General features: G+C 70.2%; 10 protein-coding genes and 2 pseudogenes. 3 read left to right on the forward strand and 9 right to left on the reverse strand.

Annotated features, from left to right (window positions below):
• The first annotated feature begins 71 nt into the window (after window positions 1–71).
• The gene (locus tag LR394_RS01135; RefSeq protein ID WP_231438411.1) at window positions 72–578 is read left to right on the forward strand and encodes a hypothetical protein; all 507 of its coding nucleotides are present in this window, start codon (window positions 72–74) and stop codon (window positions 576–578) included.
• Window positions 579–680: 102 nt separating this feature from the next.
• Here the strand turns inward: LR394_RS01135 and LR394_RS01140 are convergent, their stop codons facing one another.
• From LR394_RS01140 to LR394_RS01160, 5 genes are all read right to left on the reverse strand, one after another.
• Window positions 681–1115 carry a hypothetical protein gene (locus LR394_RS01140; RefSeq protein ID WP_231438412.1) on the reverse strand — a complete coding sequence of 145 codons (435 nt, stop codon included), beginning with the start codon at window positions 1113–1115 and terminating at the stop codon, window positions 681–683.
• 86 nt (window positions 1116–1201) lie between these two features.
• Window positions 1202–1822, reverse strand: a complete 621-nt coding sequence (locus LR394_RS42605) for a DUF5666 domain-containing protein (protein ID WP_231438413.1) — start codon at window positions 1820–1822, stop codon at window positions 1202–1204.
• A 29-nt stretch (window positions 1823–1851) separates the two neighbouring features.
• Complete coding sequence (locus LR394_RS01150; RefSeq protein ID WP_231438414.1) at window positions 1852–3123, reverse strand: ABC transporter permease; 1272 nt, start codon at window positions 3121–3123, stop codon at window positions 1852–1854.
• Complete coding sequence (locus LR394_RS01155; RefSeq protein WP_231438415.1) at window positions 3120–3854, reverse strand: ABC transporter ATP-binding protein; 735 nt, start codon at window positions 3852–3854, stop codon at window positions 3120–3122. The genes LR394_RS01150 and LR394_RS01155 overlap by 4 nt, the downstream gene beginning before the upstream one ends.
• Complete coding sequence (locus tag LR394_RS01160) at window positions 3851–5305, reverse strand: efflux RND transporter periplasmic adaptor subunit (RefSeq protein ID WP_231438416.1); 1455 nt, start codon at window positions 5303–5305, stop codon at window positions 3851–3853. Before LR394_RS01160 ends, LR394_RS01155 begins: the two co-directional genes overlap by 4 nt.
• 222 nt (window positions 5306–5527) lie before the next feature.
• Between LR394_RS01160 and LR394_RS01165 the strand changes: the two genes are divergently transcribed.
• Together LR394_RS01165 and LR394_RS01170 are read left to right on the forward strand one after the other, a co-directional pair.
• A complete protein-coding gene (locus tag LR394_RS01165) occupies window positions 5528–6259 on the forward strand; it encodes a response regulator transcription factor (protein WP_407936956.1) in 732 nt (243 codons plus the stop codon).
• 15 nt (window positions 6260–6274) lie between these two features.
• Complete coding sequence (locus LR394_RS01170; protein WP_231438418.1) at window positions 6275–7879, forward strand: sensor histidine kinase; 1605 nt, start codon at window positions 6275–6277, stop codon at window positions 7877–7879.
• 4 nt (window positions 7880–7883) lie between these two features.
• On the opposite strand, the gene LR394_RS01175 is transcribed toward LR394_RS01170, so the two are convergent.
• The 4 genes and pseudogenes from LR394_RS01175 to LR394_RS01185 form a co-directional block, all read right to left on the reverse strand.
• On the reverse strand, window positions 7884–8069 hold the full coding sequence (locus LR394_RS01175; protein WP_231438419.1) for a hypothetical protein: 186 nt from the start codon (window positions 8067–8069) through the stop codon (window positions 7884–7886).
• A gap of 126 nt (window positions 8070–8195) precedes the next feature.
• Window positions 8196–8552, reverse strand: a pseudogene (locus LR394_RS43535) (PP2C family protein-serine/threonine phosphatase); the annotation flags it as partial.
• A gap of 626 nt (window positions 8553–9178) precedes the next feature.
• A pseudogene (locus LR394_RS43540) lies at window positions 9179–10063 on the reverse strand (histidine kinase N-terminal 7TM domain-containing protein); the annotation flags it as partial.
• A 129-nt stretch (window positions 10064–10192) separates the two neighbouring features.
• Window positions 10193–15340 (reverse strand): putative bifunctional diguanylate cyclase/phosphodiesterase, encoded by a 5148-nt coding sequence (locus LR394_RS01185; protein ID WP_231438421.1) that lies wholly within the window; start codon window positions 15338–15340, stop codon window positions 10193–10195.
• Between the last annotated feature and the right edge of the window lie 131 nt (window positions 15341–15471).

The following is a 15471-nucleotide window of genomic DNA, read 5'->3' on the forward strand; positions in this document are numbered from 1 at the left end:
TTGCGCCCGTGGCGGCCGACAAGCTTCAACACACGCCGACCCTCGGCCGTGTCGAAGGGAGAGCCGCCCACATGCCCGTACCCTCCATCCTCGGCTCGGCCTCGGTGCTGAGCCAGTACGGGGTGCCGCGACCCGGAAACGTGGTCCTCGACTCCAGCTACGACATCACCAACGAGTCGAGCAATCAGGCCTCGTCGAACCAGACGAACGCCCGCACCCCCAGCGACCTGGAGTCCTCCGCCGCCCGGACCGATCTCCGGGAACGGGGGCGGCTGCAGCTCCAGCGCCCCGATGCCGCCCCGGTGGAGCAGCGGCCCGAACGCCCGGCCCCGGTAGCGCCGGAGCAGCCCCCGGCCCGCCCGGATGCTCCGACCGGCGTGCTCAGCGGCTCGTTGACGCGCGGCCAGCAGGACACCCTGAGTTCGCTGAGCTCAGCCCTGGACAAGGACACCGCCACCCTGCTGAACGATCTGCAGAGCGGCACCACCCTGACCGATCTGGCCCAGCAGTCCGGCGTCGACGCCAATGCCCTGGCCCTGATGAGCCAGGACGGCCTGCTCTACGACGCCACCCTCTGATCCCCCAGCTTCACCAGCGTTTGTCCGCACAAAGGACCAGGTCACCGAGCCTGAGCCCGCAACAAACGCTGGTGAGGCAGGGACGAAACCTGGTGGAGCGGCTCAGCTGGCCGAGGCGGTGGGCTGGGCGGTGGGGACCTCCAGGCCGCAGGCGGTGAGGGCGGCCTGAGCGTCCTCGTCCTGCAGGATCTCGCTCATGCCACCGCCACCCGGACCCCCACCCGCACCGGCCGAGGGCGCACCGCTGGGCATGTCCGACGGCCTGTCGGTGGGCATCTCGCTGGGGGTGCCGCTGGGCATGTCGGTGGGACGCTCGCCCATGTCCGGCAGTTCGATGCCGGCGGCGGTGAGGCATTCCTGGATCTGCTGGAACTGCTCGTTGTTCCCACCGCCCGGGCCGCCCGCCCCCTCGGCCGCGGCCGCGCTGGTCGCGGTGGCGTCCGATTCGGTGTCCGAGGAGGACGAGCCGCCGCACGCAACGAGCGTGAGGGCGAGCAGCGGGGCCACGGCGATCAGAGTTCTGCGATTACGGTTCATTGCGGTGGTGCTCCTTCGAGATCGTCATCCGAGAACGAACTTTCAGACGCTTTCCAGCCCTTTGCGGCGAAAAGCGCACCGGCCGTTCAGCCGGCGGTGATGCTGGTGGCGGTGATCGTGCCGTCGTCGGCCTTCTCCCCGACCACCGAGACCGAGACCCCCTTGGCCAGGCCCTTGAGCGCCGAGTCGGAGGAGTCCGAGATCGTCGTGCCCTTGGGCACCTTCACGGTCACCGACTCGTCCGCGAAGTTCTTCACCGTGAGCGTGCGGCCGGAAACCTTGGTCACCGTGCCGACCACCGCCGGAGCAGCCGAAGCCGCTGAGTCAGCTGAGTCCCCGCCCGCCGACGTCCCCGGTCCGGAAGCGCCGCCGGAACGCCCACCGCCATAACCACCCGGCATACCACCGGATTGACCACCGCCGTAGCCAGGCATCCCGCCACCGCCACCCATCGCCGAGGCACCGCCGGGGAAGCCACCGGCCGAGGTGCTGCCGAACTGCTTCTGCACCACCACCCCGCCGATGAAGGCCAGCCCGACCAGCACGGCCGCGATCAGGAAGACCGTCACCCGGGTCACCCGGCGCCCGCCCTCGGCCAGCAGGTCCAGATCGTCCTCGGCCGGCGCTGCGGCACTCAGGTCCAGCCCGGCCGGCGCGGTCTGGTCGGCCGGCGCGATCTGGCCGGCGGGGCGGCTGACGTGATTCACGGAGTTCTCCTGTTGCGCCACTTGATCTCTCACTCGTATCGAAGGGCGTCGATCGGGCGCAGCGAGGCGGCCCGGTTCGCCGGGTAGAGGCCGAAGAACAGGCCGATCAGCACGGACACCCCGAAGGCGAGGACCACCGAGTAGGGCTCGATCACCGGTTCCACCCCGACGATGGTGAACTGGCTGCCGACCACCCCGATCAGCACGCCCATCAGCCCGCCGAACACCGACAGCAGTACCGCCTCGACCAGGAACTGGCTGACGATGTCGAACTTCTGCGCGCCGATCGCCTTACGGATACCGATCTCCCGGGTCCGCTCGGTCACCGTCACCAGCATGATGTTCATCACGCCGATCCCGCCGACCAGCAACGAGATCGCCGCCACGGCGCCCAGCAGTACGGTCAGCGTGTCGGTGGTGCTGGTGGCCGCCTCCAGGAACGAGGAGGCGTTGGAGACGCTGAAATCCGCATCGTCCGAGGTGGTCTTGTGCCGGGAGTTGAGGATGTCCTCGATCTCGGCCTGAGCCGCGTCGACCGTCTCGGCCGAGGTGGCCTGAACGGTGATCGCATCGACCGAGCCGTAACCGGTCAGCGTGTCCTGCACCGCGGTCAGCGGCGCGATCACCACGTCGTCCTGATCCTGGTTACCGCTGGTGCCTTTCGAGCTCAGAATCCCGATCACGCTGTACTCGACGCCGTTGAACTGCACGGTCTCGTCGAGCAGGTCGCTGCCGTCACCACCGGCCAGTTCCTCGGCCACGGTCACTCCGACCAGGGCCACCCGCTCGCGATCGGTGTAGTCGGCGTCCACGAACGCCGAGCCCGCCGAGACCGTCCAGTCGTTGATCGCCAGGTAGCTCGGGGTGGTTCCGGTGAAACTGGAGACGTCGTGGCTGGCACCGGTGTAGGTGGCAGTTACGGAGCTGGCACTCACGGTCGGGGCGACCGCCTTCACGTCCGGCGCGAGCTCGTCGTCGAGCAGCGCGCCGGCGTCGTCCACGGTCAGTTCGGCGAGCCGGGTCTGGCTGCCGGAATCGACGCTACCGCCGCCCATTCCGGGGAAGCCCCCACCACCGCCGCGCCCACCGCCACCGCCCTGACTGCTGGACACGGTGAGGGTGTTCGAGCCGAGCGAGGAGATCTGCTCGGAAACCGCGGCCGAGGAACCGGTTCCGACCGAGACCAGGATGATCACCGCGGCCACCCCGATCAGGATGCCCAAAGTGGTCAGCGCCGAACGCATCTTGTTGCCCAGCACCCCGCGCACGGCGAACCGCGCGGCCTCGGCGAAGCGGCTCATCGGGCCACTCCCGGCGGTGGCTGGTGGATCCCGGCCACCCGCTCGTCCATCACGATCTGCCCGTCGCGCAGCCGGATCACCCGCTTGGCCCGGGCCGCCACCTCGTCCTCGTGGGTGATCACGCACAGCGTGCGCCCGGCCCGGCTGAGATCGTCGAACAGGTCCAGGATGTCGGCCGTGCTCTTGCTGTCCAGCGCCCCGGTCGGCTCGTCGGCCAGCAGCAGCACCGGATTCGTCACGATCGCCCGGGCCACCGCCACCCGCTGCTGCTGACCGCCGGACAGCTGCGAGGGGATGTGATCCAGCCGCTCGCCCAGCCCGACGCGTTCCAGGGCCGCCTGAGCCCGGGAACGACGGTCGGCCGCCTTCACCCCGGCGTAGGCCATCGGCAGTTCGACGTTGGCCAGCGCGGTGGTGCGGGCGATCAGGTTGAACGACTGGAAGATGAATCCGATCTTGCGGTTTCGCACCAGGGCCTGGCGGCGCTCGTCCAGGCGCCGGGTGTCCACGCCGTCGAGCAGGTACTGCCCGGTGGTGGGGACGTCCAGGCAGCCGATGATGTTCATCAGCGTGGACTTACCGGAGCCGGAGGCGCCCATGATCGCGATGTAGTCGCCCTTTTCGACCACCAGGTCCACCCCGGCCAGGGCGTGCACCTCGGTGTCGCCCAGGCCGTAGGTCTTGCGCAGCGAGCGCACCTCGATGACCGGCCGGGTAGCCACCACGGTCACTGCGGGCCACCGCCGCCACCGGGCATCCCGCCGCCGCCCATTCCGCCCCCGCCGCTCAGACCGCCGCCCCCGCCGAAGCCGGGAACGCCGCTGCTGGAGGAGGAATCGCTAGTGGTGGGAATCTCCACCTCGTCGCCGGCGGACAGGCCGCTCTTGATCTCGGTGGTGCTGGAACCCACCAGCCCGACCTCGACCTCGGTGGTGGTGGCCACGCCGTTCTTGAGCAGGCTCACCGTGCTGGTGTTGCCGCTGGTGGTGACCGCCGAGGACTGCAGAACCAGAACGTCCTGTGCCGAGCCGGTGGTGATCACCGCGCTCACCGAGGCTCCCAGCCGGGCCGAGTCGATCGGGTCGGAGACCGCGATCGTCACCTCGTACTGCACCACGTTGCTGCTGGTGGTGCCCTCCGGCGAGATCTCGCTGACCGTGCCGGCCATGGTCTCGTCGGTGGCCGAGAGGGTGATCTCGGCCTCCTGACCGGTCTCCACCGAGCCGATGTCGGCCTCGGCGATGTTCGCGGTGACCGAGAGCTGGGCAGTGCTCGCCATGGTGATGAAGGCGCTGGAAGAGCTACTGCTGGTGGACGTCTCGGTGCTGTCTGCGCTTTCCGTCTCGGAGCTGCCTGCCGAGTTGGCCGAGGAGGAGCCGGAACTCACGCTGTCGCCGACCTCACCGCCGACCGTGAGCACGGTGCCGGCGAAGGGGGCCCGCAGTTTGGTGTCGGCCAGGGCGTCCTTCGCCTCCTGCACGGTGACCTCGGCGGAGGTGATCTTCACGTCCGCCTCGGCGATCTCGGCGCTGCTGGCCCCTTCCTGGTTACCCTCGATCTGCACCTTCTGCTGGGCCAGCTGCGACTTGGCCGAGGTGAGCTGGGAGCGCGCCTGCTTCAGCGTCTCCTTGTCCTTCTGAATCGTGGCCTTCGGGGCGCCGTCGGCCTTGTCGTCGGCCAGCTGCTCCTTGGCGTCGTCCACCGCGTCCTGGGCATCGTCCAGGCTGGTCTGGGCGGACTCCAGGGCCAGCGAGTCAACTTCCTTCTCGGCGCTGCTCTGCCCCTCGGTGAGCTCCGCGTAGGAGGCCTTCGCCGAGGCCAGCGTGGCCCGGGCCGAGGCCAGTTCGCGCTCGGCCGAGGCGGTGTCGACGGTGGCCAGGATCTGGTTCTTCTTGACCTTGTCGCCGACCTCGACCTTGACCGCGGTCACCGTGCCGGAGGCGCCGAAGGAGAGGGAGGAGCTACGGGAGCTGGCCAGATTGCCCGAGCCGCTGACCGTGGCGGTCACCGAGCCGGTGCTGACGGTGGCGGTGCGGGTGGCGGTCCCGGTGCTGGCGTCGGACGAGCCGACGGTCAGGTAGGCGATCACCACGATCACGATCAGGACGACGAGCAGGCTGAGGTTCAGCCAGTGATTGCGCACAAGGGATCCGGCCTTGGTGCGTGAGGTAACGTCACTCACCGCACGGCCGTCCCAGATACTGATTCAACGCGGTTCTCCTCGCTGGCTCCTTGGCGGACGCCACACCGTCCCGGAGAGCTCTGCGCAGCGGCTGTGGCGCCGCTTTGAATCAGCTATGGACCGGCGCCAACCGTCCTGACCTGGACATATGCGCCCCTGGCGGGCCCACTCACAGGGTTTTCACAGAGTTGCCGGGGCTGGGGTTCAGGTTCGGCCAGCAAGTTGTCTCTCGTGACCACCGCTCCCCTACGCCACCCCAACGGTGCGCCCGTTCGCGTGCTCGTGGTGGACGACGAACGCACCCTGACCGACCTGCTGACCATGGCCCTGCGGTACGAGGGCTGGCAGGTCCGTTCCGCTCCGGACGGCAACACCGCCGTGCGCGAGGCCCGCGACTGGCGGCCGGACGCGGTCATCCTGGACGTCATGCTTCCCGACATCGACGGCCTCAACGTGCTGCGTCGTCTGCGCGAGGACGACCGCGACATCCCGGTGCTGTTCCTCACCGCCCGCGACTCGGTGGAGGACCGGATCGCCGGTATCACCGCCGGCGGCGACGACTACGTGACCAAGCCGTTCAGCCTGGAAGAGGTGGTCGCCCGGCTGCGTGGGCTGATCCGCCGCACCAGCCTGGCGATCCAGCCCCCGGAGGCCCAGTTGACCGTCGGCGACCTGATCCTGGACGAGGACAGCCACGAGGTGACCCGCGACGGCAAGGTGGTCAAGCTGACCGCCACCGAGTTCGAGCTGCTGCGTTACCTGATGCGCAACCCGCGGCGGGTGCTGAGCAAGGCGCAGATCCTGGACCGGGTCTGGAACTACGACTTCGGCGGTCAGGCGAACGTGGTCGAGCTGTACATCTCGTACCTGCGCAAGAAGATCGACCGGGGCAACACCCCGATGATCCACACCGTGCGTGGGGCGGGCTACGTGCTCAAACCGGCCGCCGCCTGATCCGATCCTCCTGAGGTGAAGCTCCGCACGCGAGGCGGGCGATCGACACTGCGCCGCCGTCTGGTGCTGCTGTCGATCGCCCTGACCGTCTCCATCAGCATCGTGATCGGGCTGGTCAGCGTGCTGTCGCTGCGGATCTTCCTGGAGGAGCGGCTCGATGGGCAGCTGACCTCGGCGGTCCGGCGCTCCCGGGACGCCGCCGACCGGCCGCCCGGCAACGGCCTGATCACCTCCACCGACGGCGTGCCGGCCATGCTCTCCAGCGATCCGCGCCGCCGGAACTTCCCCGGCCCGGCCTTCCTGAACGCCCCCGGCCAGGGCGAGGCCACCCTCGGGGTGGAGATCAGCGCTGGCGGCGGTGTGGTCCGGGCGGCTGTGCTGGGTTCCACCGGCAGTGGCATCCCGCTCACCGCGCAGCAGAAGGAAGTCGTCAGCGCGGTGCCCGCCGACCGCCTGCCGCACACCGTCGACCTCGGTGGTGACCTGGGCCGCTACCGGGTGCTCGCGCAGCCCGTCACCGACCCCGACGGCGAGCAGATGGTGCTGGTCACCGGCCTGCCGCTGAGCTCCGTCCAGGCCGCGATCTGGCGGCTGACCGCCGTGGTCACCGGGGTCAGCGTCTTCGGTCTGCTCACCGTCGCCGTCCTGGGCGGCCTGATCGTGCGCCGCACATTGCGCCCGCTGAATCGGGTCGCCCAGGTGGCCTCCGGGGTCACCGAACTCCCGCTGCACCAGGGCCAGACCGATCTGCCGGTGCGGGTGCCCGAGGCCGACACCGATCCGGCCACCGAGGTCGGGCAGGTCGGCGCCGCGCTGAACACCCTGCTCGGGCACGTCGATTCGGCGCTGCAGGCGCGAAATGCCGCCGATGCCCGGATGCGCCGCTTCGTCGCCGACGCCAGCCACGAACTGCGCACCCCGCTGGCCTCGATCCGGGGCTACGCCGAACTCACCCGCCGCACCCGGGCCGAGGTCCCGCCGGAGGTGGCGCACGCGCTGAGCCGGGTGGAGTCCGAGGCGATCCGGATGAGCGGCCTGGTCGAGGAACTGCTGCTGCTGGCCCGGCTGGACGGCGGCCGCGAGATCGAGCGCGAGCCCGTCGACCTGACCGACCTGCTGGTGAACACGATCAGCGACGCGCACGCGGCCGGGCCGGAACACCGCTGGCAGCTGGATCTTCCCGAGGTTCCGGTGGTGGCCACCGGGGACGAGTCGCAGCTGCACCAGGTCGTGGTCAACCTGCTCGGCAACGCCCGGGTGCACACCCCGCCGGGCACCACCGTCAAGGCCGCGCTGCGTCTGCTGACCGATCAGCACGGGCGCCCCGAAGCCCTGTTCACGGTCACCGACAACGGTCCGGGCATCGCCCCCGACCTGCTGCCCGAGGTGTTCGAGCGGTTCGCCCGCGGCGACAATTCGCGCTCCCGGACGGCGGGGAGCACCGGGCTGGGGCTGTCGATCGTGTCAGCCGTGGTCAGTGCGCACGGCGGCACGGTGGATGTGACCAGCCAGCCCGGGCGCACGTGTTTCTCGGTGCGTCTGCCGGCCGAACCCCCGGAAGAGCTTTTCGAACCAGAGGACGCGTCGGCAGACGTCTACGAGTCCGCTCCCCCTTTGTAGGGTTTTAAGTAGCGACGAGGACCAGCACCGCTACGTCGTCCCCTTCGGCCGAGAACCCGCTCACCGCGTCCAGTACCGAGTCGGCGATGGCGTCGGCCAGCTGCGTGGCCGGGTGCGGGAACACCGAGGGCTCCACGTGGTCGATCCACGGGTCGCGTTCGTACTCGGGGTGCTCGCGGCGCCAGGTCACCGACGGCCAGTCGGTATCCGCCCCGGGCTCGCCTGCGCCCTGTTCCCGGCCTGCGCTGACCCCCTGCGGCGCGGACGCCAGCACCTCGGCCAGCCGCTTCTCCCCGAACTGTTCTTCCCCGGCCCGCGCCTCGGTGACCCCGTCCGTGTAGGCGAGCAGGACGTCCCCTGGTTCGAGTTCCACCACCACTTCGTGAACCTCGATGTGCGGCCACATGCCCAGCGCGGTGCCCGGGCGCCCGACCGCGTGCACCGAACCGTCGCTGCGGCGCAACAACGGCGGCGGGTGACCGCCCAGGGTGAGCGTGACCCGAATCCGCCTGGGCCCCGCACTGTCCGGGCCCGCGTCGCTGACCAGGCCGTAGACCACGGTGCAGAAGCGTTCCAGGTCGTCCGGGGTCTGCAGGGCGCGGTTGAGCTGGCGCAGCACCTCGCTCGGAGTCCAGCCCTGGGCGCTGAGAGTACGCACGGTGTAGCGCGCCATCGAGGTGACCACGGCCGCGTGCACCCCTTGCCCGCCACGTCACCGAGCACGAAGGCGGACTCACCGCTGCTGCCGGCGGTGTGCACGTCGTAGAAGTCCCCGCCGACTCCCCCACCGCGGGCCGAGGGCACCGAGCGGGCGGCGAAGCGCAGGCCGGGCAGCTGCGGCAGGTGGGCCGGACGCAGGCTCTGGCTCAGCGTCTCGGACAGCCGGGTCTGCTCGTTCAGCAGTTCGCGCAGCTTCTTCTCGGTGCGATTGCGCTCGGTGACATCGCGCAGCACCACCAGCCGGGCGATCCGCCGGCCGACCGGGTCGGTCACCCAGGTCATCGAGACGGCTACGTCGCGTGGTGGGCCGAGGACGAGCTGCTCACCGGAATGCTCCCGGAACCGGTCCTGACCGGTGGGTCCCGAGAGCCCGGAAGGGTCCATGCGGCGGCTGCGCAGGTCGGCGTAGGGACGCTCGAGCTCGGCCACCCGCATCCGCCCGGGCTGCGGTTTCTTCTGCGGCAGCTCCAGCTCGGGGCGGGTGAACAGGCCGCCCCAGAAACCGGTGAGGACCTCGTCCACCGGCTCGCCCTCGGGCAGCGGGTAGATCAGCACCTCGTCCTCGACCGTGTCCACGGCCGTGCCGACCTCCTGTTTCTCCAGTACCGAGGCCAGCGGGGGCACCACGTCCACCACGTAGCGGCCGATCATCGCCCGGCGCGGGTAGCTGATGATCGAGGCCGCGGCCGCATTGACGTCGACCACCCGGCCGTAGACGTCCAGCACCAGCACTCCGTCGGCCATCTGCTCGATCACGATGCCGCGGGCCACCGGGGTCAGGTCGAGCAGCCGCAGCCGGAAGAAGCCCCAGACCAGCACCACCGCGGTGATCCCGAACAGGAACGGCGTGGGGTCGACCATCCCGGTCTCGGCCAGCGCCGAGTTCCACAGCAGGTTGCCGAAACAGGGCAGCACCGAAGCGGCGATCAGGAGAGCGCCCTGGCGGCGGTAGGGCGGTGCGATCCGGGCCAGGCGGGCCATCAGGACGAAGTCCGCGCCGAGCATCAGGGCGTAGACGTAGGCCGCGTGCGGCCAGAACAGCGGGCCTGCGGTGGGGGTCTGGGCGTTGAGGATCTGGTCGGTCTCGGTGTAGTCCTGGATCAGGCCCCGGGTGCCGGGGATCAGCAGCAGGGTCATCACCAGCACCGGATGAATCGCCAGCAGGGCCACGGATCTTCGGGACATCCGGCCGCGGCCGGTGTAGGCGAACACGAAGCTCCACAGCGCCGGCGGCAGCGCCACCACACCGAAATACTTCAGCGCCGACCAGAACTGGGCCACCTCGAGATCGGTGCTGCTCAGCTCCAGGGCGTAGCAGACCGACCAGACCTTGACCGCCAGCAGCATGACCACCAGCGGGCGGCTGCCCACGCCCTGGCGGTTGGCCCAGACGAACCCGGCCAGCGCCAGATACCCCACGCCACCGGCGACGAGTGCGCAGACCAGCCAGGCCGAGGTAGACATCGTGCCCGACACCTCCCCGCGGCCGCTTCACCCGTCATCGTCCGGCAGACCCCTACGGAGTCGTAATGCCCATTAATTGCCCAGGTGAACAGGGTATGGGAGCGTCCGGCGGGGCGCAGGGTGATGAGACTATCCGCGGATGATCGCGGCCGCCGCGCCGGGTCTGCCGAAGTGGAAACCCTGGGCGTAGTCACAGCCGATCTCCCGCAGCCGCCGGGCCTGCCGGCCGGACTCCACCCCCTCGGCCACCACCCGCATCCCGTGCGCGTGGGCCAGGTCGACGATCGCCGTGACCACCGCGTCGGCACGCGAGTCCTCACCCACCGGGGCCACGAACGAGCGGTCGATCTTCATGAAGTCGAAGCTGTAGCTCTGCAGCGTGCTCAGCGCCGAGGAGCCCGAGCCGTAGTCGTCGATGCCCACCCCGATGCCGGCCGAGATGAGCTGGCGCAGGGCGTTCTCGACCGCCGGGTCGACGTCGGCGAAGGTCTGCTCGGCCAGTTCGACCTTCAGCTTCTCCGGGCCGAAGTCGCCCCGGCGCACGGCGTCGATCAGGTGGAAGGCCAGGCCCGGGTGCTCGGTGGAGCGGGCCGAGAGGTTGATCGACAGCCACGGCGGCTGCACCTGGCCCCGGCCGCTGGGATCCCCGGCCCGGGCGTCGGCGGCCTGCAGGCGCTCGGCCTTGGCCGACCAGTCGCGCAACTGGCCGATCACCGAGTTGATCACCCAGGTGTCCACGTCCACGATCAGGCCGGTCTTCTCGGCCACGTCGAGGAACCGGCCGGGGGCCAGCAGGTGCTCGCCGCCCTCCGGGTCCTGCAGCCGGACCAGGGCCTCGGCCCCGACGATCCGGTTCGAGGCCAGGTCGACGATCGGCTGGTACTCCAGGCTGAGCCCGTCGTCGGCCAGGGCGATCCGCAGCCGCTGCTCGGCCCGGCGACGCTCCCGGGTGGCCTCGCGCAGCTGCTCGTCGAACAGCACGTAGGCGTCCCGGCCGCTCGCCTTGGCCTGGTGCAGCGCCACGTCGGCCTCGCGCAGCAGGTCCGCGCCGCTCGAGCCGGGCCGGTTGCGGTTGGAGGCGATGCCCACGCTGCCCGGGCAGATCAGCACCTCTCCGGACTCCGGCAGTACGTACGGCGAGCGCAGGGCCTCCAGCATGCTCTGGGCCAGGTTCAGCACCGCTTCCTGGGCCAGGCCGGCCGGGGTGAGCACGGTGAACTCGTCACCGCTCATCCGGGCGATCAGCGCGCCGTCCGGCACCACCGTGACCAGGCGGCGGGCCACCTCGATCAGCAGCCGGTCGCCGGTCTCGTGGCCCAGGCCGTCGTTGACCACCTTGAACCGGTCGAGGTCGAGAAGCAGCACGCTGAGCGCGTTCTCCTCGGTGCCCGGGGTGGGCCCGGTGGCCCGCAGCACCGCCTGCACCCGGCGTTCGTAGGCCGAGCGGTTGCCCAGGCCGGTGACCGGGTCGGTGGCGGCGATCCGCTCCAGCTCCATCCGGTCGCGCACCTGCCGGGTCACGTCGATGGTGGCGCCGTAGACCGCGGTGATGCTGCCGTCCGGAGCCCGGCCCGGGGTGGCCCAGGACTGCACGTGCCGGATCTCGCCGCCGGTGCCGATCAGCCGGAACGTCTCGACGAAACCCTCGTCACCCGGACCGGGATCGAGATCGACGTCGACCTGCCGGGCCCGGGCCAGATCGTCCGGGTGTACGAAGGCGTGCCAGCGGGCCAGGTCCGGCGCGAAGGTCTCCCCGGAAACCCCGACCAGGCGGTACATCTCGTCCGACCAGATCAGCTCCTGGGTCTGCGGACGCCATTCCCAGGTCGCCAGCCCGGCCAGCTCCTGGGCCGCGCGCAGTCCGGCCAGGCCGGAGCGCAGGGCGTCGGCGTCCCGCTCGAAGGCGGTGATGTCGACGACTCCGCCCCAGGCCCCGGTCAGGTTGTTGCTCTCGTCGCGGCGCACCTCGCTCCAGGCGTAGGCGTGCTTGGCCTGGCCGTCGCGGGTGCGCAGGCGCAGCGCTCCGGCCACTCCGCGGCCGCTGCGAACGGCTTGCACGGCCACGTCGAAACGCCCGCGGTCGGCCCCGGCCAGAACCTCACGGACGGTGGACAGGTCGAGTTGGGTATCGGCGGGCAGGCCGAGCAGCCGGGCGACCGGCGAGGACCAGGTGACGGCGTTGGTCGCGGCATCCCACTGCCACAGGCCCATGCTGTCGGCCGACGGCATGGCGCTGGGCAGAGCAGAACCCGATTGGGGACGCTCGCGGCGAGTGCGCGGGGCGGGCCCGCCCCGGCCACCGGTCGGGTTTGCCGGAAAACCGCTGCCGGGCGATGCGAGCAGACCGATCCCGGCATCGGCCGGGGGTTGCTGAGACCGGCTCAGGGCGCGCGGCGTCTCCCGCATCTCGGCCAGCCGGGCGTGCATGGTGGTGGGAGCGCTGGTGAAGACGGCTGGGGCTGAGTCGTTCAGCTCGTTGAACACCTGGGCGTCGGCCATGTCCAGGTCGAGAATCTTCTCGCGCACCCAGATCTCACCGGTCTGCTCGGCCCCGGCTGGTTGCGGGCTCATTGATTCGGCGCTGATTGATTCAGAGCTGACTAATTCGGCGCCGGCTGATTCGGCTTCGGCGACGTCGAGCGTGATGACGGCCTGCTCTTCGACCTCGCTCTCGTCGACCCCTTCGACCCCGGCCCCTTCGACCCCGGACTCTTCGGCCTCGCGCTCTTCGGTCTCGGCCAGCCGGGCGGCCCGGTCCCGTTCGCGGCGGGCCCGGCGCTCGCCCCTGGGCACTGCGGTGTTCTCCGGACCGTTCGCCGGCAAGCTGAGTTCTCCTGGACTCAGCGCCTCGTCCAGTGATTCTTCGGCCGCCCAGTCGAACGCCCTCTCGGCCGGGCTCTGAGCAGTCTGGCGCGGCGCGGCCCGCTGCTCGCGCGGCGAGGTGAACAAGCCGAACGGGTCGGAATGACTGGGGTTGACGGCCTGATCGCGGTACAACGGCAGACTCGGACCAGCGGGAATCATCGGCGCCGCAGCAGCCAGCGCACCGAACACGGCCGAAGCAGCAGGATTGTCGGACTCCAAGCGAGTCTCGCGCCCTGCCCCGCCGTCAATCTCGCCAGTGATCGAGCCGAGGCTGCGCCCGGTCGCGCCGGCGATCCCGCCCGCGACCTCACCCGCAGTCCCGCCGGAGATCTCGCCAATACCCCCGTCCGCAAACTCGCTGTCCTGCTCGCCAGTGACCCCGCCCGCAACCTCACCGGCAATCCCGCCCGCGGCCTCACCAGCAATCACGTCAGCGCCCCGACGCGCGGCCTGGTCTGTGCTCTGTCCCGCGACCTCGTCCGTGCTCCGGCCCGCTCCTTCGTACGTCGCATCGGCTACGTACGCCGCTTCGGCCTCGTACAACGTCTCGACATCGGTCTCGTCCAGGCTCGCGGCTGGACCTTCCACCATCTCGATCGGTTCGGCCGGAGTGTGCGGAGTGAACCAATCAGCAAAGCTTGAAGGCTGAGTCCGTTGTGGCGTACGGGTCTTCGGCAATGGACGCCCGACCGTCTCCGGCGTACTCGCCCAAGGCCGGGACCGCCCTCCCTCAGCCACCCCAACAGCGGGAATGCTCCCGGAAACCGTGATCACCCGAGCCCGGTCATCATCCGCCGCAAGCACCGACTGAACCAGCTCGTCCTGAATCCCGTCTCCCTGCGCCAAATCACCCCGAGCCAACTCACCCTGAGCCGAAGCGCCCGGCACCGATCCACCCTGAGCCATCTCCCCAGGCACTGACTCGGTCTGGCCTGACTCCCCGAGCACTGATTCACCACGACCCGCTCGACCCCGAGCCGATCCACCGCGAACCGTTCCACCCCAGACCGACTCGTCCAGCGCCGATTCGCCCGACACCAAACTGTTCCGCAGCGATTCATCCTGCCCGGGGGTCTTCACCTCGCCCAGGCCCCTGGCCGCCGCAGCCGACCTGAACCGACCGAGCGTGGCCTCGTCCCGCTCGCCCTCACCGTGGACGACCTCGCGATAAGCGGTGTCACCGTGCGCATTTCCGTCGATACCAGGCTCGCCATAACCAGATCCAGCGCGCGCGACCTCGCCTTGCCCAGCCTCGCTCTGGACGGTCTCGCCAAGTCCGGTCTCGTTCTGAGCGTTCCCGGCCGACAGGCCCGGCACGCCCCATTCCTCCGACAGAGCTCGCCCCCGCATCCGCGAAACCGACTCGTCGTCGCCCTCTTCCAGCGTCGCGATCCGTTCACCCGCCACCTCGGCCAGGTCGGCCGTGGCCTCGATGTCGGAGTCGGTGAACCAGCCCGGCCGTTGCGCGGTGAAGGCCAGCACCGCCAGCACCTCACGGGTGACGCTCGCGTGCCGTCCACTCATCGCCGGAGCCGCTCGCAGCAACGGAACCGCCAGCACCGCAGCCGCGCCGCCACAGCACTCGGTGGTCAGCTCGGCGGAACTACCGGCCAGCGGGATCCCCTCGTTGTCCACCTCAAGGTCGGGCGAGGCCACGTGCTGGATCAGCGCCGTACCCCAGGCTGCGCCACAGGCAGTGTTCTCCAGCAGGACGGGTGCGCCGAGCTCGACCTGGCCGTCGCCGTACGAGGCGGTCCAGACCAGCTGCTCGTCCACCACCGAGGCGATCCGGGTCGGTGCGTCCATCAGAAGACCGGCGTCGCGCACCAGTTCCTCGAGCACGTCAGCGGTGCCCGGCCCGGCGTCGGCGATCCGATGCAGGGCAACGTCCAAGGTCAAGGCGCTTTCCACCACCGGCAGGCCCGCCTCGACCAGCGCGCCGCCGGCCGATCCCCCGAAACCGGATTCACCGCGGGGAGAACCATCGGCCGCTGCCCCAGACGCAACCGGCGCCGGTGAACCGTCCTCAATCAGATCTTCGTCGGCCGAACCCTCGTTTGCACGCTCACCCGCCGCCGCAACGCTGTCCGGAGCGATGCCGACAGCGGCCATCGGCCGGGTCAGCGGAGCTTCGTCGCCGGCGCGCAGTTCTCCGGCCACCTCCATGACATCGGCGGAGGAGTCCACGTAAGACTCGGCGTACCCAACCGTCAGGTCGGGTGTCGCGTTCACTCCAGCCGCGCCGTCACGTACCTCGCCCGGGGCCTGCGAAGCCTCAGAGCTCTCCTGCGGCGCAAAGTCGTCGTGGGTCATCGGGCCCCCGCCCTGTCCGGAATCCTGGGCAAAGTCCTGCCCCAGATCCCAGCTCGTCTCATCGTCCAGACCCCAGCCGGTCTCGTCTCCCCCGGGCAACTGCTCATCAGCGAAGCCCTCAGCCCAGTCCGTTGACGAAAGAGCCTCATCCGGGCCTGCCCCCTGGGACCGTTCTTCCTCCTGCGCCGGCAGTGCATCGTGACGCTGGTGTGACGGCTTATGCGGTGATC

The sequence above is a fragment of the Kineosporia babensis genome, from assembly GCF_021129305.1.
In the GTDB taxonomy this organism is placed as follows: domain Bacteria; phylum Actinomycetota; class Actinomycetes; order Actinomycetales; family Kineosporiaceae; genus Kineosporia; species Kineosporia babensis.

Bases quoted from the DNA above. Each gene is read 5' to 3' on its own strand.
- LR394_RS01150 (WP_231438414.1), bottom strand. From the start codon at position 3,123: ATGAGCCGCTTCGCCGAGGCCGCGCGGTTCGCCGTGCGCGGGGTGCTG.
- LR394_RS01135 (WP_231438411.1), top strand. From the start codon at position 72: ATGCCCGTACCCTCCATCCTCGGCTCGGCCTCGGTGCTGAGCCAGTAC.
- LR394_RS01140 (WP_231438412.1), bottom strand. From the start codon at position 1,115: ATGAACCGTAATCGCAGAACTCTGATCGCCGTGGCCCCGCTGCTCGCC.